Source organism: Erwinia rhapontici (assembly GCF_012271765.1).
In the GTDB taxonomy this organism is placed as follows: domain Bacteria; phylum Pseudomonadota; class Gammaproteobacteria; order Enterobacterales; family Enterobacteriaceae; genus Erwinia; species Erwinia rhapontici.
This window is the reverse complement of the sequence record NZ_VRKO01000016.1, coordinates 747,562-770,981: the sequence shown is the minus strand read 5'-3', so window position 1 is coordinate 770,981 and position 23,420 is coordinate 747,562. Positions and strand designations below refer to the sequence as shown.

25 protein-coding genes are annotated in these 23,420 nt (G+C 54.5%); 13 read left to right on the top strand and 12 right to left on the bottom strand.

Annotated elements, in window-relative coordinates; all coding sequences use genetic code 11:
- Positions 1 to 10 precede the first annotated feature (10 nt).
- From licT to FVB43_RS20550, 3 genes are all read right to left on the bottom strand, one after another.
- Positions 11 to 874: a BglG family transcription antiterminator LicT gene (licT, locus tag FVB43_RS20560; protein ID WP_133845010.1), complete on the bottom strand. Its 864-nt coding sequence runs from the start codon at positions 872 to 874 to the stop codon at positions 11 to 13.
- A gap of 172 nt (positions 875 to 1,046) precedes the next feature.
- Positions 1,047 to 1,370: a hypothetical protein gene (locus tag FVB43_RS20555; RefSeq protein WP_133845449.1), complete on the bottom strand. Its 324-nt coding sequence runs from the start codon at positions 1,368 to 1,370 to the stop codon at positions 1,047 to 1,049.
- Positions 1,371 to 1,997: 627 nt separating this feature from the next.
- Positions 1,998 to 3,614, bottom strand: coding sequence for an ABC transporter substrate-binding protein (locus tag FVB43_RS20550; protein WP_133845012.1), 1,617 nt, complete (start codon positions 3,612 to 3,614; stop codon positions 1,998 to 2,000).
- 152 nt (positions 3,615 to 3,766) lie between these two features.
- On the opposite strand from FVB43_RS20550, the gene mpaA reads away from it, so the two are divergent.
- The gene (mpaA, locus tag FVB43_RS20545; protein WP_167864643.1) at positions 3,767 to 4,474 is read left to right on the top strand and encodes a murein tripeptide amidase MpaA; all 708 of its coding nucleotides are present in this window, start codon (positions 3,767 to 3,769) and stop codon (positions 4,472 to 4,474) included.
- Here the strand turns inward: mpaA and ycjG are convergent.
- Complete coding sequence (gene ycjG, locus FVB43_RS20540) at positions 4,454 to 5,437, bottom strand: L-Ala-D/L-Glu epimerase (RefSeq protein ID WP_159337161.1); 984 nt, start codon at positions 5,435 to 5,437, stop codon at positions 4,454 to 4,456. The two genes, mpaA and ycjG, sit on opposite strands and share 21 nt — an antisense overlap.
- Positions 5,438 to 5,556: 119 nt before the next feature.
- On the opposite strand from ycjG, the gene tpx reads away from it, so the two are divergent.
- Positions 5,557 to 6,060, top strand: a complete 504-nt coding sequence (gene tpx, locus FVB43_RS20535; protein WP_133845018.1) for a thiol peroxidase — start codon at positions 5,557 to 5,559, stop codon at positions 6,058 to 6,060.
- Positions 6,061 to 6,182: 122 nt separating this feature from the next.
- On the opposite strand, the gene FVB43_RS20530 is transcribed toward tpx, so the two are convergent.
- Positions 6,183 to 6,920 (bottom strand): SDR family NAD(P)-dependent oxidoreductase, encoded by a 738-nt coding sequence (locus FVB43_RS20530; RefSeq protein WP_159337162.1) that lies wholly within the window; start codon positions 6,918 to 6,920, stop codon positions 6,183 to 6,185.
- Between the two features lie 97 nt (positions 6,921 to 7,017).
- Here FVB43_RS20530 and FVB43_RS20525 point away from each other — a divergent pair, with 97 nt between their 5' ends.
- Complete coding sequence (locus tag FVB43_RS20525) at positions 7,018 to 7,911, top strand: LysR family transcriptional regulator (RefSeq protein ID WP_167864642.1); 894 nt, start codon at positions 7,018 to 7,020, stop codon at positions 7,909 to 7,911.
- Between the two features lie 3 nt (positions 7,912 to 7,914).
- On the opposite strand, the gene tyrR is transcribed toward FVB43_RS20525, so the two are convergent.
- The 7 genes from tyrR to pspA form a co-directional block, all read right to left on the bottom strand.
- Positions 7,915 to 9,480, bottom strand: a complete 1,566-nt coding sequence (tyrR, locus tag FVB43_RS20520) for a transcriptional regulator TyrR (RefSeq protein ID WP_133845024.1) — start codon at positions 9,478 to 9,480, stop codon at positions 7,915 to 7,917.
- 101 nt (positions 9,481 to 9,581) lie between these two features.
- Positions 9,582 to 10,637: a YcjF family protein gene (locus FVB43_RS20515; RefSeq protein ID WP_133845026.1), complete on the bottom strand. Its 1,056-nt coding sequence runs from the start codon at positions 10,635 to 10,637 to the stop codon at positions 9,582 to 9,584.
- Entirely contained in the window at positions 10,634 to 12,031 is a 1,398-nt protein-coding gene (locus FVB43_RS20510; protein WP_167864641.1) for a YcjX family GTP-binding protein, read from the bottom strand. The genes FVB43_RS20515 and FVB43_RS20510 overlap by 4 nt, the downstream gene beginning before the upstream one ends.
- 183 nt (positions 12,032 to 12,214) lie before the next feature.
- Positions 12,215 to 12,427, bottom strand: coding sequence for a phage shock protein PspD (gene pspD / locus FVB43_RS20505; protein ID WP_133845030.1), 213 nt, complete (start codon positions 12,425 to 12,427; stop codon positions 12,215 to 12,217).
- Positions 12,428 to 12,456: 29 nt separating this feature from the next.
- Positions 12,457 to 12,804 carry an envelope stress response membrane protein PspC gene (gene pspC, locus FVB43_RS20500; RefSeq protein WP_133845032.1) on the bottom strand — a complete coding sequence of 116 codons (348 nt, stop codon included), beginning with the start codon at positions 12,802 to 12,804 and terminating at the stop codon, positions 12,457 to 12,459.
- Positions 12,801 to 13,028 carry an envelope stress response membrane protein PspB gene (gene pspB, locus FVB43_RS20495; protein ID WP_133845034.1) on the bottom strand — a complete coding sequence of 76 codons (228 nt, stop codon included), beginning with the start codon at positions 13,026 to 13,028 and terminating at the stop codon, positions 12,801 to 12,803. Before pspB ends, pspC begins: the two co-directional genes overlap by 4 nt.
- Positions 13,029 to 13,084: 56 nt before the next feature.
- The gene (pspA, locus tag FVB43_RS20490; RefSeq protein WP_133845036.1) at positions 13,085 to 13,750 is read right to left on the bottom strand and encodes a phage shock protein PspA; all 666 of its coding nucleotides are present in this window, start codon (positions 13,748 to 13,750) and stop codon (positions 13,085 to 13,087) included.
- 160 nt (positions 13,751 to 13,910) lie between these two features.
- Between pspA and pspF the strand changes: the two genes are divergently transcribed.
- The 10 genes from pspF to sapF all read left to right on the top strand — a co-directional run bounded on the left by pspF (position 13,911) and on the right by sapF (position 23,247).
- On the top strand, positions 13,911 to 14,906 hold the full coding sequence (gene pspF, locus FVB43_RS20485; RefSeq protein WP_133845038.1) for a phage shock protein operon transcriptional activator: 996 nt from the start codon (positions 13,911 to 13,913) through the stop codon (positions 14,904 to 14,906).
- 306 nt (positions 14,907 to 15,212) lie between these two features.
- Positions 15,213 to 16,841 carry an ABC transporter substrate-binding protein SapA gene (sapA, locus tag FVB43_RS20480; RefSeq protein ID WP_133845040.1) on the top strand — a complete coding sequence of 543 codons (1,629 nt, stop codon included), beginning with the start codon at positions 15,213 to 15,215 and terminating at the stop codon, positions 16,839 to 16,841.
- Positions 16,838 to 17,803, top strand: a complete 966-nt coding sequence (sapB, locus tag FVB43_RS20475) for a putrescine export ABC transporter permease SapB (RefSeq protein ID WP_167864640.1) — start codon at positions 16,838 to 16,840, stop codon at positions 17,801 to 17,803. The genes sapA and sapB overlap by 4 nt, the downstream gene beginning before the upstream one ends.
- A gap of 239 nt (positions 17,804 to 18,042) precedes the next feature.
- Entirely contained in the window at positions 18,043 to 18,585 is a 543-nt protein-coding gene (locus FVB43_RS20470) for a type IV secretion protein Rhs (protein WP_242462170.1), read from the top strand.
- Positions 18,582 to 19,040 carry a putative T6SS immunity periplasmic lipoprotein gene (locus tag FVB43_RS20465; RefSeq protein WP_167864639.1) on the top strand — a complete coding sequence of 153 codons (459 nt, stop codon included), beginning with the start codon at positions 18,582 to 18,584 and terminating at the stop codon, positions 19,038 to 19,040. The genes FVB43_RS20470 and FVB43_RS20465 overlap by 4 nt, the downstream gene beginning before the upstream one ends.
- A 124-nt stretch (positions 19,041 to 19,164) precedes the next feature.
- Entirely contained in the window at positions 19,165 to 19,698 is a 534-nt protein-coding gene (locus tag FVB43_RS20460) for a type IV secretion protein Rhs (protein WP_167864638.1), read from the top strand.
- Entirely contained in the window at positions 19,698 to 20,138 is a 441-nt protein-coding gene (locus FVB43_RS20455) for a putative T6SS immunity periplasmic lipoprotein (protein ID WP_167864637.1), read from the top strand. Before FVB43_RS20460 ends, FVB43_RS20455 begins: the two co-directional genes overlap by 1 nt.
- Positions 20,139 to 20,558: 420 nt before the next feature.
- Positions 20,559 to 21,449, top strand: coding sequence for a putrescine export ABC transporter permease SapC (gene sapC / locus FVB43_RS20450; RefSeq protein WP_167864636.1), 891 nt, complete (start codon positions 20,559 to 20,561; stop codon positions 21,447 to 21,449).
- Positions 21,449 to 22,441 carry a putrescine export ABC transporter ATP-binding protein SapD gene (gene sapD / locus FVB43_RS20445; protein WP_133845062.1) on the top strand — a complete coding sequence of 331 codons (993 nt, stop codon included), beginning with the start codon at positions 21,449 to 21,451 and terminating at the stop codon, positions 22,439 to 22,441. Before sapC ends, sapD begins: the two co-directional genes overlap by 1 nt.
- Positions 22,441 to 23,247, top strand: a complete 807-nt coding sequence (gene sapF, locus FVB43_RS20440) for a putrescine export ABC transporter ATP-binding protein SapF (RefSeq protein ID WP_133845064.1) — start codon at positions 22,441 to 22,443, stop codon at positions 23,245 to 23,247. Before sapD ends, sapF begins: the two co-directional genes overlap by 1 nt.
- The last annotated feature ends 173 nt before the right edge of the window (positions 23,248 to 23,420 follow it).

The window sequence follows — 23,420 nt, the reverse complement described above, 5'->3', positions numbered from 1 at the left end:
ACGAAAAACATCATGCCTCGTCCTGGCTCTCCCCCAACGCCAGCGTCTCTTTTCTGACCCGCTCGATGTGAATCGTCAAAAACATCCGCTCCTCACTGCCCAGCGTATATTCGTAATTTTTCATCACATGACGGTCAATTTTCTCCACGCACTTATACGCATCAGGATAACGGTCGCGCACCACGTCATGCAGCGATTCATCGTCGCTATAGACACCGCGTTTCCCCAACATACGCTGAGAAAAGAATTTCAGGTGGGTCACAAAACGGTTGTAACTCAGCGAGTCGGTCTGGTAATCCAGCTGCAGCTGATACTTAACAATATGCAGGATTTCCTGCATAAATTTGGTGATATGCATCACCGCAGGCATCTCGCTGCCCAGCTGGGCATTGACCAGGTGCAGGGCAATAAACCCCGCCTCATCTTCAGGTAAGCGCGCCTTTAAGCGCTTTTCTATAATATCCAGTGCCGCCAGCCCGACCGCATACTCTTTCGGATAAAGACTGCGAATTTCCCACTGCAACACATTGCGGATCGGCAAATTCTGCTGATGACGGGTCAGCGCAAAATTGACGTGATCGGTCAGTGCAATCGCCAGGCTTTCGTGCAACGCGCAGGACAACTGCTCGCGTGCCAGCGCGATAATGCATTCGCTGGCAATCACCACTTCCAGCGGAATTTCGGACAAGAGTTCGCTCAGGCGCCCGGTCAGCTCCCGACTTTTCAGGGCAAAGGTTTTTTCGACCAGCGTTGGGTCCAGCTCGTCGCCACTGCGTTTTTTAAACGCCAGCCCGCGCCCCATCACCACCTGTTCATTACCCTGTTCGTCATGAACGATGACTACATTATTATTCAGAACTTTTGCTATTTTCATTTCCCTGCCTGAAACAAAAAAACCTGACAGCCAGATATGCTCCAGCGGTCAGGTTTTGCCTGCATAAATGCAGTAACAATCCAGTGATGAACACGATAAGGGATTATACGCGCGTCTCAAGTACCAGGCTGCCAATCTGTGACAGATCTCCCGGTTTGTTACGATTTGTGTCTTAACTGGCGCGTGAACACTTCGCTGCGGCCAGCTGTTGTAACTGTTCTTCGCGCTCTGTCGCCTGCTTCTGCGCCTGATGTTTCGCAATACCGTTGCCAATACCGAAGTCCATGGCGGCACCGACCACCGTCAACGCGTCAAACTCCCCTGTTTTATCGATATCCTGCTGGACCTTTTGTTGTTCAGCAAGTTGCTGCTGTACGCCCTGGCAATCCAGCTGATCGGCCTGCACGGCACTGACCGGGGGAGAATCAGGATATTGCTTCAAAGCGCAGCCACTGAGTAGCAGAGAGAGTACCAGCAGAGGGGTCAGTTTCATCATCATTACCGTTTCGGACAGAATGGCATCATTGTGCACATAACGTGCGCGATTCAATAGCGGAAGCAGCAGCGTTAACTGCTGCTTTTCGTGGGTATTGGTTGTGTTAGGGGCGTGGCCAGGGTTAGGGCCAAGTCAAGGTCCGGGTCAACGTCAACGTCAAGGGCGTTTCGCTTTCCCGCTACGCGGGCTGAGCGACCCAGGGCGGCCAGTCGCCGCCGCCCTGGGAACCCGGGCTTGCGGCAGGCGCATCGCCCGCTTGACGCGGGTTCCCTCAGTCGATCGGCTTTCCCGCCGGATCGGGCGTGACGGGACATCCCTGTCCCGGCTCACCCTCTCGCCGACGTCCTGTCGGCTCGTCCTGGAAATCCGCTCTCCTTCGGCGAGGCTTAATTGCCGCTCAAAGGTCAAAAACCACGTCAAAAGAACAATCAAAGACGGACTAAAAATAAACCAAACGCCAACGAACCATTCTTGGCTTTTGTTGGTGTTTTAATTTCTTAGATTTTGACCTGGGTTTTGATGTTGAGGCGGCGACTGGCCGCCCCTTGTCGCTTCGCCCGCGTAGCGGGAAAGCGAAACGCCTTTGACCTGGACGTAAACGTAGACCTTAAGCCGTGCGCCTCGCCATCAGTGCTTCAAAATATACAGTGTACGACTGTAAGCAACATCTTCCGGATTGGTGATGGGATACCCCTTCACATAAGGCTTAATCAACCGACCATTGGTGTACTGATAGATCGGCGCAATCGGAGCCTGCCCGGCGATCATCTGTTCAGCACGGTTGTAGTCGTCGTTACGTGCTTTGTCATTAGTCTGACGACTGGCCTGCGCCAGCACCGCATCATATTCGCTGCTTTTAAAGCGGGCGATATTACCGCTATGCGTTGAGGTCAGCAGGCTGAGGAACGTCGAAGGCTCGTTGTAATCCCCCACCCAGGAAGCGCGGATAACATCGAAATTCCCGCTGTTACGGTTATCAATGTAAGTCTTCCACTCCTGGTTTTGCAGCTTCACATTGACCCCAAGGTTTTTCTTCCACATGGAGGCCACGGCAATGGCGATCTTCTTGTGTGTTTCCGAGGTGTTATACAACAGCGTCAAATTGAGCGGATGCGTGGGACCATAACCTGCCGCCGCGAGCAGTGCTTTGGCCTGCGCGTTAAGTTCTGCCTGACTGTGCTGCTGCATAAAGCTGGCTTTCGGGGTAAAACCTGCCGTGACATCCGGCGTAAAATGCCAGGCGGGTTTTTCGCCCGTGCCCAGCACTTTCTCCGCAATGACTTTACGGTCGATGGACCAGGAGAGCGCCTGACGCACGCGAACATCGGCCGTCGGGCCCTTCTGGGTGTTGAATGCATAATAATAGGTGCCGAGCTGGTCAGGTGTGTAGACCTCTGCAGGGATCTCTTTCTTCAGCAGCCCGTAAAGCTCTTTCGGGAAGGACTCGGTAATATCGATATCCCCGGCGCGGTAACGTTTGGTCGCGCTGGACTCTTCACTGATCGGTACAAAGGTGACCTTGGTAAGCACCGAATGTGCATCATCCCAGTAGTGCGGATTACGCACCAGCTCGACCTTCTCATTCACCACCCGGTTGTTGAGCTGATACGCCCCGTTACCGACCAGATTGCCCGCACGCGTCCACTGATCGCCATATTGTGCAATCACCTTTTGCGGCACCGGGAACAGGCTGAAGTTGGCCGTCAGGCTGACAAAATAAGGTACCGGTTTATCGAGTGTGACTTTCAGATGGGTGGCATCAATGGCACTGACGCCCAGTTTATCCGGGCTCATCTCACCTTTAACAATCGCACCCGCATTTTCAATCCCGGCCAGCTCAGCAAACCAGGCGAAGGTTGAGGTGTTTTTTGGATCAACCAGGCGCTGCCAGCTGTAAACAAAATCCGCCGCTGTGACAGTGTCACCATTTGACCAGCGGGCATCTTTTCTTAGCGTGAAAATCCAGGTTTTATTATCATTGGTCTGCCAGGCCGTCGCCACGCCGGGAATGATTTTCCCGCTGGCATCCTGATTGGTCAGCCCCTCAAACAGATCGCGGATCACCGGAATTTCAGGTAAGCCGACCGCTTTCACCGGGTCCAGCGAGGCCGGTTCATCTTTAATATGACGGACAATTTCCTGTCGTGCGGCCAGTTGAGTCCCTGCCGGAACGTCGGCAGCGTGCAAAGTTGAGCTGATACATAGCGCTAAAGCAGCCAGCGCAAAAGATGATGATGTCCTCATAGAGATATCCTTACCTGTCAGCGAAACGGCGGGTGTTTTTGTACTGCTGGCACTCTAACGCAAATTGCACGCTGCGAAACAGTGTTTTTATGATGAACCGCAGCGGGTGATGTGCCAGGCTTAGCGCAGAACTTTCTCTCAGGAGCAGGACAATGTCATTACTTCACCCCCGGCCTCTGCGTGGTCGTCTGGATGCCCCCACGCAACACTATGGACAGTCCGTGCTGGGCGCACCGCTGCTCTGGTTCCCGGCCCCGCTGGCGGACGATGACAGCGGGCTGATCCTCGCGGGTACGCATGGCGATGAAACCGCAGCGGTGGTTACTCTCTCCTGCGCCATGCGCACGTTGCAGGATAGCCATCGTCGGCATCATGTGGTGCTCGCGGTAAACCCGGACGGTTGCCAGCTTGGGCTGCGCGCTAATGCTAATGGTGTGGATCTCAACCGCAACTTTCCTGCCGCCAACTGGCAGCATGGCGACACGGTTTACCGCTGGAACAGCGTGGCCGAGGAACGCGATGTGCTGTTGTCCACCGGTGAGCATGCCGCTTCCGAACCCGAAACGAAGGCGCTTTGCAAGCTGATTCACCAGCTCTCCCCGGCCTGGATTGTCACCTTTCATGAGCCCCTGGCCTGTATTGAAGATCCGCACAGCAGCCCACTGGGGCACTGGCTGGCGGCCAAAACGGGCCTGCCGCTGGTCACCAGCGTCGGTTATGCCACGCCAGGCTCGTTTGGCAGCTGGTGCGCCGATATCAACCTGCCCTGCATCACCGCCGAATTCCCACCGATTGCCGCCGATGAAGCGACCGAACGCTATCTGGGGGCGCTGGTCGATTTACTCTACTGGCAGCCGTGAAAGCTCAATGCTTCCGCAGCTAAACGGTAGAGCAGGCTCGGCGTCCACCGCAAGCCAGGTGGGGCCATCCAGGTCGACAAAACGCGCCTGAGGCACCAGCGGCAATGCGGCACGAATGGCGCGTGAGGTGCACAGCATGCAGCCGAGCATAATGGCAAACCCCTGTGCCTGCGCGGCCTGAGCCAGTTCCAGCGCGGCCGTCAGGCCCCCGGTTTTGTCCAGTTTGATGTTCACCATGTCATAGCGCCCGTGCAGCGCAGGCAGGCTGTCCGCGGTATGGCAGCTCTCATCTGCACAGATCGGCAAGGGGTGAATAAAGTTCTCCAGCGCGGCATCGTCAGCCGCAGGCAGTGGCTGTTCGAGCATGGCGATGCCGAGATCAGCCAACAGCTGGCAACGGGCCGCCAACCCCTCACTGTGCCAGGACTCGTTAGCATCAACAATCAGCGTGGCCTGCGGCACGGCGCTGCGGATCGCCACCAGGCGTTCAGTAATCAGATGATCGTCGAGTTTAATTTTCAATAATCTGGCCCCGTTCTCCCATAGCGCCAGAGCACTGCTGGCCATCATTTCGGGTACATCGATGCTCACGGTTTGCGCCATCGTGATTTGCGCAGGTGCATGGCTTCCTGTTAACTGCCACAGGCTTTGCCCGGCATGCGCCACCTCCAGATCCCACAGGGCACTGTCGATCGCATTACGCGCGGCCCCCGCAGGCAGCTGCTGCTGAAGCTCTGCCCGGGTCAGCCCCTGCTGCAACGCAGGCAACAACGCGGTAATTTGCGCCAGCACCGACGCTTCACTCTCGCCGTAACGCGCATAGGGGGTGCATTCGCCGATGGATTTAATGCCATTTTCTTCCAGCTCAACCACCACCACACCCGCTTCACTGCGGGCGCCACGTGCGATCACAAACGGCGTATGTAACGGCCAGCTTTCCGGATAAGTCTTCACTGATCTCATGCTTCAATCCTTAATCTGAGTTGATGCCAGCACATTGTATCGCATTTATACTGTCTCACTGCTTCAGCATGGCATACACTGAAGCAGGTTAAACACCATTAACATTAAAAGGATAGATTATGTCTCAGACCGTACATTTCCAGGGCAATCCGGTTTCCGTTGACGGGCAACTGCCAGCGCCGGGCCAGCCAGCAAAGCCGTTCACCCTGGTGGCCAAAGATCTCTCCGATGTCTCCCTGTCCCACTATGCGGGCAAACGCAAAGTGCTTAACATCTTCCCAAGCATTGATACCGGCGTGTGTGCCACGTCTGTGCGTAAATTTAATCAGCTGGCGGGTGATGTGAATAACGCCGTTGTGTTGTGTATTTCAGCAGACCTGCCGTTTGCCCAGTCCCGTTTCTGCGGCTCCGATGGCCTGAGCAATGTGGTCACCCTCTCCACCCTGCGTGGCGGCGACTTCAAAAAGGACTACGGCGTGGCAATCGTTGACGGCCCACTGGCCGGACTGACTGCGCGCGCGGTTGTGGTTCTGGATGAAAAAGATAACGTCATCTACAGCCAACTGGTGAATGAGATCACCACCGAGCCAGACTACGATGCCGCACTGGCAGCGTTGAAGTAATATTTTTTCGTAGGGGTCGGGCATGCCCGACCCAGGGCGAGGCGTGCCTCGCCCCTACGACGGATCGCTCTTCTTCTGGCTCAAGCCATATTCACGCAGTTTGTTGGTCGTTGTGGCCTGCTCTATCGCATCAGCAATCCCCCGTCCACGCAGTACTGACTCCCGGTCACATAACTCGCAGCGCTTGACAGCAAAAACAGCGCGACCGCCGCCGCTTCTTCTGCTCGCCCTATCCTCGCTAACGGCACCTGAGCCAGCACACCCTGTTCAAATTCCTCACGTTGATCCACCGGCAGGAAGCTGCGCAGTTCGCTGCTTATCGGGCCAGGCACCAGACAATTAACCCGAATCTGACGTGCCGCCAGTTCCGTTGCCCAGCAGCGCGTTAAGGCTATCAGCGCCGCTTTAGTGGCGGCATAGATACTGGTCGCCGCCGCACCTTCATAGGCTGAAGACGAGGCTGTCACAACAACGGCTGCCCCCGGTTTCAGGAAAGTGGACAGCGCGGCCAGTTGTAATACCGGGCCACGCACATTCGCCGACATCATCGCATCAAAGAACGTCTTATCTTGCCGATCGCAGGGTGCCACAGCGGCATAACCCGCGTTCAGCCACAGCCCATCCAGCGGCCCCGTCTGTTTCACGCACTCAACTAATGCCGTCAAATCGTCAGGCTCACTATTGTCCGAACGCAGTACCCGGGTTTCCCCCGGTAATAACCTGGCTGCCTCTGCCAGGTGTTGTGGGTTACGACCGGTAACGATCAGTTCAGCCCCTTCACGTGCTAATTGCTGTGCGCCTGCCAGACCAATACCACTGCTGCCGCCGGTAATCAGGATGCGTTGCTGCTTAAAACTCATGGTTTACTCCTCGTGTTAAGAGAGGAGAGTCTGGCACTGAGCGGGTTATTAAATAATACTGTTTAATCTTCATGGAGTATTAAGCAGGAAAGACAGAATGCGTGGCAGTGAATTTATGGAGTTGCGGGCGCTGATGGCTATTGCGGAATGCGGCAATTTTGCCCGTGCTGCCGCTCGCCTGGCGCTGACGCCCTCAGCACTCAGCCAGACCATCAAATCTCTGGAACAGCGCCACGGCGTTCGCCTGTTGAACCGGACCACGCGGAGCGTGGCTGCGACGGAAGCCGGTGCAGCGCTGATTGCCCGGTTGCATCCGCTGCTGGCCGAGCTGGATGCGGCAGTAGCCGACCTTGCCAGCCACAGCCGCATTCCCAGAGGCACGTTGCGCATCAATGCTCCAAGGCTGGCAGCGCTGCATCTGCTGGCCCCTCAAGTGGCCGGATTTATGGCCCGTTATCCAGAGATTGAGGTGGAGATTGTGTCAGAAGAGGGATTGATTGATATTGTCAGCGCAGGGTATGACGCGGGGATACGGCTGGGGGGAAAACTGCATCAGGATATGATTGCTGTTCCACTGGGAGGCAATGTGCAGATGCACGTGGTGGCCTCCCCTCAGTATCTGGCACAAAACGGATGCCCACAGCATCCCGCAGATCTGCATCAGCACCGCTGTCTCTCTTACTTTCGCCCGTCGGATCATACAGCGTGGCGATGGGAGTTTGAGAAGAACGGAAAAAGGCTGGAGGTGGATATCGCAGCCCCCTTGAGAGTCAATGAGCCGGAATTACTGGTTGCCGCCGTGAAACAAGGGGCGGGCATCAGCTATCTGTTCGGCGCCCTGGTGGACGTGGCGATAGCAGACGGTGAGCTGGTGCCGCTCCTCAGTGACTGGACACCCCCGTTTACCGGATATTCACTCTATTATCCCGGCAATACGGTGGTGCCCACGCCGCTCAGAGCACTGATTGATTACCTGCGCGAAACGCGGTAACCCTTATTCAGGATCGCTCTTTTTCTGGCTCAAACCATATTCACGCAACTTATTGGCAATCGCGGTGTGCGAGACACCCAGGCGTTTTGCCAGTTTGCGCGTGCTGGGATAAGAGAGATAAAGCCGGGTTAATACTGAGCGCTCAAAGCGGCTGGTGATATCGTCCAGCGACCCTTCAATTGCATCATCCCCCAGCGGCATCTCCATCGCATATTCAGGCAACACAATATCCTGTGGACGCAGCTCATAGCCGTCCAGTTGAGTCAGTGCGCGATACAGCGCATTTTTCAACTGGCGCACGTTGCCCGGCCAGGTGTAACGGGTCAGGAAGGCATTCAGCTGTGCGGAGAGTTTTGGCCGTGGTACGCCCTGCTCATCTGCAAAGCGTGCGACAAACATTTCGGTCAGCGGCAGGATGTCCTGTGGACGATCGCGCAACGGCGGCAGGTTAAGCGTCAGTACATTCAGACGGTAGAACAGATCCTCGCGGAACTCACCGCGCTGCACCAGCTCCATCAGGTTTTTCTGCGTGGCACAGATCACCCGCACATTCACATGAACTTCGTGCTCTTCGCCGACACGGCGGAAAGTGCCATCATTGAGGAAACGCAGCAGTTTGGTCTGCATGCGGGGTGACATTTCCCCGATTTCATCCAGTAGCACGGAGCCACCGCTGGCCTGTTCAAAGAACCCTTTTTTCCCTTCCAGCGCATTGGGGTAAGCGCCAGCCGCATGTCCGAACAGCTCACTTTCGGCCACATCATCCGGCAGCGAGGCACAGTTCAACGCCAGGAAAGGTTTTTTCCCGCGCGCACTGCGCAGATGGCAGGCGCGGGCCAGCATATCTTTTCCGGTACCGGTATCGCCCACAATCAACAGAGGTGCATCGAGCATTGCCAGTTTTCGTGCCTGATCCACCACCTGGCGCATTTTGCTGCTGACGGCAACAATGTGCTGGAACTCACTATCATCATTCACGATAAGATTCTGCAGCTGCTGGCCCATACGCGCTGTGGATTTCAGCAGTACCACGCCGCCGACCGGGTTCGGGGCCGCCGTATCTTCGTCCTGTGCATAGATCGGTGTGATCTCCATCAGGAAGTCGCGCCCCTGCAGCACAACGTGATGCGCTTCAGCCTCAATGCGTTCGCTTTCCAGCCAGTGCTGGAAATTGAAACCGGCGATCAACGATCCGGCACTGTAATTGCGCATCTTCTCTTCATTAAGGGAAAACAGGGCCTGGGCCGCCGGGTTCGCCAGTTCCACTTTGCTTTTCAGGTCAATGGAGAACACCGGATCAGGCAGGGCGACCAGCAGCGCGCTCAGTGCGCGATGTTCACGCTCTGAGGGCAAATAGGAGACGGTACGCACGTCAGTGACGCCGGGAATGCGGCGGATTTCCGCCATCAGCTGGCTGAACTGCTCAAAGCTGACGGTGGAAAAGTTAAGATAGATGCGGCCAATGGCGGCAATTTCGATACCGCGTAGATCGATGCTGCGTTCAACCAGCAGATCCAGCAGTTCACGGGTCAGACCGATTCGATCCTGGCAAAAAACTTCAAGACGCATGCGTTTTAACCTTTATTATCACAGTGCGGAGCGTATTGATGGATAATACGCTATCCCTCGTCAGGCCAGAAGTGTTCTGTCATGAAAAGTTGACAGTCTGTTTATGGATTGTCCTTCCCGCTGCGCTGCACGCTCTCTTTTAACTGCCCTATCAGCTCACGGCGGAAATCACCAAGGCGGGGTTTATCTCCTTCCAGCCACGGCAGCGGGCGGCACAGCTCCATCGCTTTAATCCCGAGCCGGGCGGTCAGCAGCCCGGCTCCAATCCCCTGTGCGGCGCGGGTGGAAAGTCGGGCGGCAAGATCTTGTGACATCCAGTCCATGCCCACTTCGCGGATCAGCTCCGACGCACCTGCAAAAGCGATGTTCAACAGCACCAGGCGGAACAGCCGCAGCCGACTGAAATAACCCAGCTCAATGCCATACAGCGCAGCAATGCGGTTCACCAGACGCAGATTGCGCCAGGCGATAAAGGCCATATCCACCAACGCCAGCGGGCTGACGGCAATCATCAACGTCGATTCAGCGGCATAACGGCTGATTTCACGCCGCGCCTGCCGATCCAGCACCGGCTGCACCAGTTGGGCATACAGTGCAACCACTTCACGATCGTTTTGCGTTTCATGCAACGAAGCCTGCCAGCGTTGCAGGGCCGGGTGACCGGACTCCAGCCCCGCCTGCTGCGCCAGCTTTTCGCAGAACGCGCGGCCCTGACCGCTGCCGTGGCTGGCCAGCAGTTCACGCGCCACGTCACGTTCTTCCGCCCTTTCACGCAGGCGGTAAAGACGGCGCCATTCACCGATCAACGATCCGGCCCCTGCCGCGATAATCAATCCGCCCGCCACGCTGCCGCCGAGGCCGATCCAGTCCTGGGTTATCCATGCCTGGTGTGCCCACTGTACGCCCTGAGCAACCACGCTGACACCAAACAGACCCAGACCCGCCATCACCATTTTGCGCCACAGGCTGCGTTTAGGCCGCAGTGCGGCTTCCACCGCCAGCTCACCGGCACCTTCCGGTTCAACATCCAGCTCTGGCTCCGTAGCCACGAAGTTATCCTGCTGCTCAGCAAACGCCTGCTGCTGGCGTAAAACAGGCGCCGGTTCGTCACTGAGCGGCTGGGCAAAATCAATTCTTGGTTTAATGGGTGCGTTCATCGCAGTTTATCTCCCAGTAAAAACTCCAGTGCAGCATCCATCCGGATATGTGGCAAAGGCCGGTCAACATCCAGATCCTGCGGGCGGAACTGTTCAAAATGGAATTCCTGATCCTGCCAGAATGCCTGTCCCGGCAGGCGAGGTGGCACTTCACCGGGGTAAACCGTCAGCGGGGTGTTGTCGGACAGACGGTGCCCTCGCAGTGCCGGAATGCTTTCGCCCTGGTGATCAACACGGCCACTTTGGGTGGCCTGCACGGATGCCAGCCCGATGCAGTCCATCTTGATGCCTTCAAACGCCGCGTTCTGCCAGGCATCCTGCACCAGTTGCTGGAGCAGCGACACCAGATTGGCATGTTGATCGGCGGTGACATGGTCGGATTTGGTGGCGGCAAACTGCAGTTTGTCGATAACCGGAGAAAACAGACGGCGAAACAGCGTGCGCTGGCCGTAGGAGAAGCTTTGCATCAGTTGGGTCAATGCCAGGCGCATATCGTTAAACGCCTGCGGCCCGCTGTTGAGCGGTTGCAAACAGTCCACCAGCACGATCTGACGATCGAAACGCAGGAAGTGATTTTTATAAAACCCCTTCACCACGTGCTGGCAATAATACTGATAGCGGGCGCGCAAAGTGCCGATATTACTGCCCGCATCGGCCTGCGCCAGGCGCGTTTCTCCCCCTTCTGCCACCTCGGGCCAGGGGAAAAATTGCAGGGCGGGTGCGCCGGCCATGTCACCGGGCAGCACAAAGCGGCCTGGCTGGATAAAGTGCAGGCCTTCCTGTTTACAGCGCTGCAGGTATTCGGTCCAGGCGGCGGCAATATCGGCCAGGCGGTTTTCATCTGCCGGGGCCAGCGGGTCCAGCCCTTCACATAGCTGGCGCCACTGCAGCGCCCATTCGGCGCGGTCACCCTGTAACAGGCCCGTCATCTGACGCGACCAGCTCAGGTAATCCTGTTCCAGCATCGGCAGGTCTAACAGCCATTCGCCAGGGTAGTCGACGATCTCCAGATAAAGCGTGGAGGTCTCTTTAAAGTGGCGAAGCAGTGATGCCTGCGAACGGTAGCGCAGCGCCAGGCGAATTTCACTGACGCCACGGGTTGGCGTTGGCCAGGCCGCCGGTGTGCCATAGAGTTGAGCCACGCCTTCATCGTAAGTAAAACGCGGGATACCGAGATCGCGCTGTGGGACGCGTTTCACGCCCAGCAGACGCTGTTCGCGCACGGCCGAGAACATCGGTAGACGAGCACCGGAATTGACGTTAAGAAGTTGATTCACCAGCGAGGTAATAAAAGCGGTTTTTCCGCTGCGGCTTAATCCGGTGACCGCCAGGCGCAGATGGCGATCCGCGCCGCGATTCACCAGCGACAGCAATTCATGTTGTAGTCGTTTCATCTGTGGCGTTGGCACCTTATTGTTGTGTGTTCCTTATCGTAACATCCTCATGCCATTGCTGCTTTATACCCAAAATAATTCGAGCTGCATGAAAGCGGCCCGATGAGCTTACTCGAGTATGTGATTCGGGTGACTGAGTGAAGCCAACGCACATGCAACTTGAAGTATGACGGGTATATTGACTCAGGATGAGGGCTTCACCCAGCGCGCGGTGGCCCTGCGCATCACGCGTTTTAGTAACGGTTCCAGTGCCCAGGCCAGCAGGATCTTCAGCGGCCTGCGAGCCACCGATTTCACCGCCCAGCCGCTTAATCCGGCCGGACCGTAAGTGATGGCGCTGATGAGAATAAATTTTCCGGCCTTTTTCAGGCGCGGATGGGGCTGCCAGTGACGCATAATATGACTCCTGAAAAAGGACCGGAAGATTACAGCTGACTGAAACGGCTGCGTACGCTAAAGGTTTCCGAGGTGACATAACGTTCTACCTCGCGCAACTCACGCTCGCCACCGTTCAGCTCGGCGCTCAGCTCATCCAACAGCTGATGTGCGCTGAGTGGTTTGTCGCGGCCCTGCTCACTCGGCGGCATATCCGGCAGTATCGCGGCCAGCAGCAGATAGCCCACGATGGTGAGTAAAAACAAACCGAAAAACAGCGACATGATAACAATCACACGCACCAGTAACACCGGAACACCCAAATAGTCGGCAATCCCTGCGCAGACACCTTTGAGCTTCCCCTGCTCAGGGATGCAGTACAGTTTCTTCTGACTCATGGCTGCCTCCACTGAGGATGCTCGGCATCGAGGATGGCTTCCAGCGCCTGAATACGCTCACGCATTTTGCGTGCGTCCTGGGTCAGCTGCTGAAGCCGTTGCAGTTCGTTCTGCGACAGTTCCGCCCCACCGTTCTGGCGTTTTGTGTAATGCAGCCAGAGCCAGATCGGCGCGACGAACAGCAGAAACAACGTCAGGGGTAAGGCAATAATGAAGACACTCATTCACGTTCCTTGAAGGTTAAGCTTAACTGTTCTGGCCACTGCCGTGGCCAGTTCCGTTACTCACTGCGATTCATTTTCGCTTTCAACGCCGCCAGCTGCTGGCTGATTTCATCGTCAGCCTGTAACTCAGCAAACTCCTGGTCCAGCGTTTTCTTTTTTCCGAAACTGTGGCTTTCGGCTTCAGCTTCCATATGGTCGATGCGGCGTTCGAACGATTCAAAACGCGCCATCGCTTCATCAATTTTACCACTGTCGAGCTGACGGCGAACATCACGCGAAGAAGATGCTGCCTGATGGCGTAACGTCAGCGCCTGCTGGCGGGCGCGGGTTTCGCTCAGTTTGCTTTCCAGTTCACCAATTTCCCCTTTCATGCGGGTCAGGCTCTCTTCAACCTGGCTGGCCTCCTGCTGCAATGAGGCGGTCAGGTCGGTGAGTTTCTGTTTTTCCATCAGCGCAGCGCGGGCGAGATCGTCTTTATCTTTACGCAGGGCCAGTTCGGCTTTCTCCTGCCATTCTGCCTGCTGGCTTTCAGCCTGATCAATACGGCGCAGCAGCTGTTTCTTCTCTGCCAGCGCGCGGGCTGAGGTGGAGCGAACTTCAACCAGCGTATCTTCCATCTCCTGAATCATCAGGCGCACCAGCTTCTGCGGATCTTCCGCTTTCTCCAGCAGCGAGTTGATATTGGCATTCACGATGTCGGCAAAGCGGGAAAAAATACCCATAATCAAAATCCTCTTGAGTTAGTGTCTGTTGTTCTTGCTGCATAACACTATTCAAAAGGCGTGCCAGTTTTTATCTTATTGATTTTCAATGAGTGCATCGCTTTACAGGATGACATGCAGCGACTAAAGTGGTTTTTATCACTAACACTTGGTGAAATTAATGATGAGTGAAAATCCTGATACCCTGCTTGGCGAGTCGAATAACTTTATTGATGTGCTGGAGCAGGTTTCCCGTCTGGCACCGCTAAATAAGCCCGTGCTGGTCATCGGCGAACGCGGCACAGGTAAAGAGTTGATTGCCAGCCGTCTGCACTACCTCTCTGACCGCTGGCAGGGGCCGTTTATTTCGCTGAACTGCGCCGCACTGAATGAAAACCTGCTGGACTCAGAACTGTTCGGCCATGAAGCAGGCGCCTTTACCGGCGCGCAAAAGCGCCATCTGGGGCGCTTTGAACGTGCCGATGGCGGCACGTTGTTTCTTGATGAACTGGCAACGGCGCCGATGCTGGTGCAGGAGAAATTACTGCGTGTCATTGAATACGGCCAACTGGAACGCGTTGGCGGTAGTCAGCCGTTGCAGGTCAGCGTGCGGCTGGTGTGCGCCACCAATGACGATCTGCCGCTGCTGGCCCGTGAGGGAAAATTCCGCGCCGATCTTCTCGACAGGCTGGCGTTTGATGTGGTGCAGCTGCCTCCGCTGCGCGAACGCCGTAGCGACATCCTGGTGATGGCACAGCACTTTGCCATCCAGATGTGCCGCGAATTGGGCCTGGCGCTGTTTCCGGGTTTTACCCCGGCAGCGGAGCAACGCCTGCTGGGCTATGGCTGGCCGGGTAACGTACGTGAGCTGAAAAACGTGGTGGAGCGATCGGTCTATCGCCATGCCAGCATCGAGGATCCACTCGACAACATCATTCTTAACCCCTTCCAGCGTGTGGAACCTGCCGTCACGACAGAACCACAGGGTGATGATGCGCTGCCCGCCCTGCCGCTTGATTTACGTCACTGGCAGTATCAACAGGAAAAAATGCTGGTAGAAAAAGCGCTGACTCAGGCTCGCTTTAATCAACGCCGGGCTGCCGAGCTGCTGGGCGTGACCTATCATCAGCTGCGCGCCATGTTAAAGAAGCATGATATCAGTGTCAGTGAAGATTGAGGCCCGGGAAATCAGGCAAAAAAAAGCCCGCTCAAGGCGGGCTAAAAATACTGGAAGCAATGTGAGCAATGTCGTGCTCTTCCACGGTAGAGCCACCGTTGAAGCGCAGGGGAATAATAATCATTCTCAAGCCGATCTGTAAAGCACTTTGTTGAGAATCTTTCTCATTTCCATAACAAGTTCAGGCTTATTATTAACCCCCCTTAACCGCTTGTGGGCATTTTTCTTCCCCTCGCCCTCGCAAACTTTGGGTGCAGCCTCCGAGTGCGGTACACTCTGTTTATTGCCTGAATTTTCAGAAGAGTTATGCGCAAATTATTCTCAATTTTGCTTCTCAGCCTTAGCGCGCTGAGTACCCCTGTATGGTCATCCACGCCTGGTGATATTCGCCAGAGTGGCTTCGTGTATTGCGTCAATGGCGTAATGAATACGTTTAATCCGCAGATGGCCAGTAGTGGGCTGGTGGTGGATACCCTCGCCGCCCAGCTTTACGATCGCCTGCTCGATGTTGATCCTTACACCTATCGGCTGATGCCGGAGCTGGCTGAAAGCTGGGAAGTGCTGGACGACGGCGCGACCTACCGTTTCCATCTGCGCCAAAAAGTGCCCTTCCAGCATACTGCATGGTTCACGCCAACCCGTACCATGAACGCTGATGATGTGGTGTTCAGCTTTGAGCGTGTGTTTAATCGCCAGCATCCGTGGCATAACGTCAACGGCGGCAGCTATCCCTATTTTGACAGCCTCCAGTTCTCTGACGCCGTGCAGAGCGTGAAAAAGATCGATAAAAACACCGTCGAAATCCGTCTTAACAGCCCGGACGCCTCATTCCTCTGGCATCTCGCAACACACTACGCGCCAGTTCTGTCGGCCGAGTACGCAGACCAACTCACCAAAGTGGACCGTCAGGAGCAGCTGGACCGTGAACCGGTCGGCACCGGACCCTTTATGTTGAACGATTATCACGCCGGGCAGTATGTACGCCTGCAACGTAACGACGCCTACTGGAAGGGCAAGCCGCGCATGTCACAGGTGGTGATTGATATGAGTGCGGGCGGTACCGGGCGGTTGTCCAAACTGCTCACCGGCGAATGCGATGTGCTGGCCTACCCTGCCGCCAGCCAGCTTTCTATCCTGCGCGATGATCCACGCCTCCGACTGACGCTGCGGCCGGGAATGAATATTGCCTATCTGGCATTCAATACGCGCAAAGCCCCGCTCGATCGCCCAGAGGTACGCCAGGCACTGGCGCTGGCGATCAATAACGAACGTTTGATGGAGTCGATTTATTACGGTACCGCAGAAACCGCTGCTTCGATTCTGCCGCGTGCTTCCTGGGCTTATGATACCGATGCGCGCGTGACCCCTTACGATCCCCAAAAATCCCGCGATCAGCTTAAGGCACTGGGCATTGACGATCTCCACCTCAATCTGTGGGTACCCTCGGCATCCCAGTCATGGAATCCCAGCCCGATGAAGACTGCCGAGTTGATTCAGGCAGATCTCGCCCAGGTTGGCGTTCGCGTGACCATCGTGCAGGTTGAAGGCCGTTTCCAGGAAGCCAGACTTATGGAGATGAACCACGACCTGACGCTGACCGGCTGGGCAACGGACAGTAATGACCCGGACAGTTTCTTCCGTCCGTTGCTGAGCTGTGCGGCAATTGCTTCCCAGACTAACTATGCGCACTGGTGCCACTCTGGCTTTGATGAATTGCTGCACAAGGCGCTGCTGTCGCAGCAACTGGCAAACCGCATCGATTATTATGACCGCGCCCAGGCGATGTTGTCTCAGGAGCTGCCGGTTCTGCCGCTGGCCTACTCTCTGCGTTTGCAGGCCTATCGCTACGATATTAAAGGGCTGGTACTCAGTCCGTTTGGCAATGCCTCATTTGCCGGTGTTTACCGCGATGGCGGCGAGGAGAAGTCACCGTGATTATCTATACGCTGCGCCGTCTGGTGCTGTTTGCCGTAACGCTGTTTATGTTGACGCTGCTCGGCTTCAGCCTGAGCTACTTTACGCCACACGCGCCGTTGCAGGGTGCGTCTTTACTGGATGCCTGGCTGTTCTGGTTTAAAGGGATTTTGCAGCTCGATTTTGGCGTTTCCAGCATTAACGGCCAGTCGATCAATCTGCAACTGCGCGAGGTTTTCCCTGCCACGCTGGAACTCTGCTTTATGGCATTTAGCGTGGCGCTGATGGTGGGGATACCGCTGGGGATTGCCGCAGGCGTGATGCGTAACAAGTGGCAGGACAAAGCGATCAGCGCCGTGGCGCTGCTCGGATTTTCATTACCTGTATTCTGGCTTGCACTGCTGTTAACGCTGTTTTTCTCACTGAATCTCGGTTGGTTCCCGGTGTCCGGTCGTTTTGATCTGCTCTATCCGGTAAAGCATGTTAGCGGATTCGCCCTGATCGACGCCTGGATTACCGATTCACCGTGGCGCCATGAAATGATTATCAGCGCACTGAAACATATGGTGTTGCCAGTGACGGCGCTGGCCGTTGCCCCCACTACGGAGGTGATCCGTCTGCTGCGTATCAGCACCCGTGAAGTGATGGAGCAGAATTACGTGAAAGCAGCGGCCACGCGTGGGTTGTCACTGTTTACCATTATTCGCCGCCACGTCCTGCATAACGCCCTGCCACCGGTGATCCCTCGCCTTGGCCTGCAATTTTCAACCATGCTGACGCTGGCGATGATCACCGAAGTGGTATTCAGCTGGCCTGGACTGGGACGCTGGCTGATTAATGCCATTCGCCAACAGGACTATGCCGCTATTTCCGCAGGCGTGATGGTAGTGGGCAGCCTGGTGATTGCCGTTAACGTGCTTTCCGATATTTTAGGCGCCATGACCAATCCGCTGAAGCATAAAGAGTGGTATGCGCTGCGTTAATAACAATAGTGCTTATGCGTTGTTCAACTCATTAACCTGAACACCGCAATATTAAATTCGTTTGACTGCCGCTATGTAAATATCCCGCTACGTCTTAAAGCTGGCGGGGTATACCCCTTTCTAGTTACCCCTTCTTTTTTCCGGCCATTGAAGGCCAACGTGACACACCAGGCAAATTACACCTCACAACCTGTTTAGTACAAAGTGTATTTGCTATGCTTGCCAGGAATGGATCACGGATGAACCAAGGATTAACGATGTTTGATAAGGATACTAAGGATGGCAGTTTGCGCCTGATAACGCCGGGCGAGATTAAAATGGCGCGAGAGATTTTTCGTGACACGATTAATTACGCAAAGGTGTGGATACATAAAGGCAGTTATCTGCCTTTTGGTTTGCAACTTAAAAGAGCATCAATGTCACCCAATGGAGAGATGTACCTTCGAGAGTATTACAGTTCTGATTATTCAAAGGCTCACTTTTTGTATCAGCACACCTTCATTCATGAACTGTCTCACGTATGGCAGTTTAAGCACGGTATGAATGTTAAATTAAGGGGGCTGATAAACTGGGCTGCGCCCTATAAATATGCTCTAGACAGCTGGCCACTGAGTACCTCTCGTATGGAACAGCAGGCATCAATCATTGCAGATTATTATCTCCTTACACAATTCAACGGGCATACTAACTGGAGAATGAATAGATTATGTACTAACTGTGATGACTTATCTTTTGAGGAGTTAATGCAGCAGTATAAATATACGTTAAGGGCATTCCCATGAATCCGTTAATGACAATAAAAAAATCACTATTTACCACCCTATTTTTCCCTTTACTTACTGGGTGTGGGTTATTAGGGGAACAGCTACCTCAATATGAGGTCGGCGAAGCATTCAGAGTGAATAATGGGTTATGCTTCCAGATTAAAAATGCTGAGAATTATTATGTCGACTACCTCGCAATCAGAGATAGAGATGCACCCGAGATGTCTGGTTTCAACAGGCAGCTACCTGCCTTAACCATTTCTAAAAATAATTTTTGCATCCCAAGGGATTACTATCAATTCCGTGCATACGGTGAGATAAACGTTGTCATTTCTCTAATGTCACCCACGAAAACAATGATGATACGTCGCTATATTGTGTCTGAATTCAGAATGGTCGATGGTGAGCCGCAGCCTTTCACTCCTCGTGAATACTCAGTGCCTACTGCTGACTATATGCGCGAGAAAGAGTAGAAAACCAGGCCCTGTTTCGGGGCCATTTTCACCTTAAGGATCACGCTCTATATGTTATGAAGATGCAAGAAATGAATTTGCTATATTGACAAGGTAATTACCATGGATGAAACAAGGAACGGTTATGTTTGATAAGGGAACTAAGGATGGCAGTCTGCGCCTGATGACACCGGGTGAGCTTAAGATGGCGCGAGAGATTTTTCGTGACACGATTAATTACGCGAAGGTGTGGATACATAAAGGCAGTTACCTACCTTTTGGCTTGCAGAGTATGGGAACATCGATGTCACCCAATGGAGAGATGTATTTTAAAAAATACTATAGTCCTGATTTTTCGCGGGCTGCAATATTGTTCCAACACATCTTTATTCATGAGTTATCACACGTTTGGCAGTATCAACACGGTATGAAGGTTAAGTTGAGAGGGTTGATAAGTTGGGCCGTAGACTATCACTATTCGTTAAACAGTTGGCCACTGAGTACATACCGCATGGAGCAGCAGGCGGCAATTATTGCAGATTATTCCCTGCTTGCAAGTACCAAAAGGCGTGATGACTGGAAGTCCAATACTTTATGTACTAACTGTAGCGAATTATCTGATCAGGAATTAATTCACCAGTATCAATACACGCTGAGGTCCTTCCCATGGAGCTTGTAATGAAGTTACAAAAAATGCTGCTTCCAGCCATGTTATCTTTGCTTCTAACAGGGTGTTGGTTGTTAGGTGATTATACTCCCCACTATGAAATAGCGCAGGTTTCCAGGCCCCCTGCCGGATTCTGTTTTCAGGTTGAAAATCCTGGTGATTATTACGTTCACTTCCTTTCTATAAGAGATCGAAACGCACCGGAACGGTCTGGTTTCAACAGGGATTTTCCCGCCTTAACTATCGATAACAATGAAATCTGTATTCCAGAAACCTACTATAAATTCCCTGACCAGGGAGAGGTAAACGTTGATATCGCTTTGCGTTCTCCCACGAAGAGGATGATAAACCGGTTTATTATGTCGGAGTTCAAAATAGTCAATGGTGTGCCCTACCCCTTCAATCCCCGTGACTATTCAGTCCCTATCCCTGATGCAGAGGATTATCAATAATGACAATCTGGCCTCGGGTTTGGGGCCATTTTCATCTTAACCATCACAATGGATGTGTTATGAAGATAATCAAAATTTTGATGACTGCTCGATTGTGCAAACTATCGGCACGCGGCGACTAAAACGGCTACCGTTCGACCGAAACAGATACCGATAAGACCCGAGAAGCATTCGTGCCGTGAGGAGGATAAATTGCTGCCGGAGTTCCCTTGCTTGCGACAGTGATATCGAAGGATAATCGCCTATGCTGATCGTTACAGGCTGTGCTTTTCAGCGAGCACAGTGAAAATTGTCACGTCGCCTGAGATAAAAAAACTGACATGACGAGACGATCAAGGGATGATGCAGACTAAGGTTATGATATGAATCAAAAAACCATAGCAGACGACAACACACCCAGAAGAATTGAAGTGAAAACTCATGCCCACCGATAATATTTACGCTGAGAAGCGACCGCCCAGCCCCCTTCGTCATACCTGGGGGCTGTTTTACCGTGACACCACGGCGATGATCGGCTTCTATGCGTTTATCGCCGTGCTGCTGCTGTGCATTTTCGGCGGCCTGATCGCCCCCTACGGGCTTGATCAGCAATTTCTCGGCTATCAGTTGCTGCCGCCGTCCTGGTCGCATTACGGCGATGTCTCCTTCTTCCTCGGCACCGACGACCTGGGCCGCGACCTGTTAAGCCGCCTGCTGGGCGGTGCTGCTCCCACCGTTGGCTCGGCGATTGTCGTCACCCTGGTGGCTTCCGTCTGCGCCATGGTGCTCGGTGTGCTGGCCGGTCTGACCCACGGGTTGCGCTCTGCGGCGCTTAATCATGTGCTCGATACACTCCTGTCGATCCCCTCTCTGCTGCTGGCGATAATCGTCGTCGCGTTTCTCGGGCCGCGGCTGGAACATGCCATGCTGGCGGTGTACCTCGCCATCCTGCCGCGTCTGGTGCGCGCTATTTACAGTGCGGTGCATGACGAACTGGAAAAAGAGTATGTGGTGGCATCGCGCCTTGATGGGGCCAGCAGTCTGGATATTCTGTGGTACGCCATTCTGCCCAATATTCTGGCGTTGCTGGTGACGGAGTTTACCCGCGCCCTGTCGATGGCCATTCTCGATATTGCCGCTCTCGGCTTCCTCGATCTTGGCGCACAGTTGCCGTCTCCAGAATGGGGCGCCATGCTGGGCGATTCGCTGGAACTGATTTATGTTGCGCCCTGGACCGTGATGTTACCCGGTGCAGCCATTATGTTGAGCGTATTGATCGTTAACCTGCTGGGTGACGGTGTACGCCGTGCCATCGATGCGGGAGTTGAATAATGCCGCTACTCGATATTCGTAACCTGACCATTGAATTTATGACGGCCGATGGCCCGGTCAAAGCCGTGGATCGGGTAAGTATTACGCTGACGGAAGGCGAGGTTCGCGGCCTTGTGGGTGAGTCAGGTTCGGGGAAGAGTCTGATTGCCAAAGCGATTTGTGGCGTCACTAACGACAACTGGCGCGTCACCGCCGACCGTATGCGCTTTAATGATATCGATCTGCTGCACCTCTCGCCGCGTGAACGGCGTAAGATCGTCGGCCATAATGTGTCGATGATTTTTCAGGAGCCGCAGTCGTGCCTTGACCCATCTGAGAGTATCGGCACCCAGTTAAAACAGGCGATCCCCGGCTGGACATGGAAAGGCCGCTGGTATCAGCGCTTCGGCTGGCGCCACCGCCGTGCCATTGAGCTGCTGCACCGCGTGGGGATCAAAGATCATAAAGACATCATGAGCAGCTTCCCTTACGAGCTGACAGATGGCGAATGCCAGAAAGTGATGATTGCCATTGCGCTGGCCAATCAGCCGCGCCTGTTGATTGCCGATGAACCGACCAACGCCATGGAACCGACCACGCAGGCGCAGATTTTCCGCCTGCTGTCGCGTCTGAACCAGAATAACAACACCACTATTCTGCTGATCAGTCATGACCTGCAAATGCTCAGCCACTGGGCGGATCGGATTAACGTCATGTACTGCGGACAGACCGTTGAAACCGCCGTCAGCGAAGAGTTGATTACAGCGCCGCACCACCCCTACACTCAGGCCCTGATCCGCGCCATGCCGGATTTTGGTCGTTCTCTGCCGCACAAGAGTCGTTTGAATACGCTGCCAGGCACCATTCCTTCGCTGGAACACCTGCCGATTGGTTGCCGCCTTGGCCCACGCTGTCCTTACGCGCAAAAAGACTGTATGGCAACGCCGCGCCTTTCAGGCAGCAAAAGCCATCTTTTTGCCTGCCACTTCCCGCTGAATATGGAGAGTCAGTAATGGTTGATACACTGCTGGAAGTGCGCAATCTGAGTAAAACCTATCGCTACCGCACCGGTCTGTTCAGACGTCAGCACGTCGAGGCGGTCAAAGAGATCAGCTTTACGTTACAGGAACGTCAGACGCTGGCGATAATTGGTGAGAACGGTTCAGGCAAGTCGACACTGGCAAAAATGCTCAGTGGCATGATCGCACCGACGGCCGGAGAGATCGTGATTGACGACCATGCGCTGGAGTACGGTGATTACGGTTACCGCAGCCAGCGCATTCGTATGATTTTCCAGGACCCGTCAACCTCGCTGAACCCGCGTCAGCGCATCAGCCAGATCCTCGATTTTCCACTGCGTTTGAATACTGAGCTGAATTCCGCCGAGCGGGAGAAACGCATTATCGCCACGCTGCGCCAGGTCGGGTTACTGCGCGATCACGCATCCTACTACCCCCATATGCTGGCCCCCGGTCAGAAGCAGCGTATCGGGCTGGCGCGCGCCCTGATCTTACAGCCTAAAGTGATTGTTGCTGATGAGGCGCTGGCGGCGCTGGATATGTCGATGCGGTCTCAGTTGATTAACCTGATGCTGGAACTGCAGGATAAACACGGGATCGCCTATATTTACGTCACTCAGCATCTGGGAATGATGAAACATATCAGCGACAAGGTGCTGGTCATGCACCAGGGTGAAGTTGTCGAACGCGGCAGCACGGCCGATGTGCTGGCCTGCCCGCTGCATGACCTGACGAAGCGTCTTATCTCCAGCCATTTTGGTGAAGCCCTGACGGCTGATGCCTGGCGCAGAGACCGCTAAGTATTATCAACAATCACTCTGTGACCAGGTTGAACGGATGCAGCCAACGCAGCTACGGCTTGAAGTATGACGGGTAAAAAAGGGTATATGCCATTCAGCTATTTGATAGCACAGATCATTATTTCTATCGTGTTGCGCCTTACGCCAGGATAACCATGACATTCAGGCCCGCT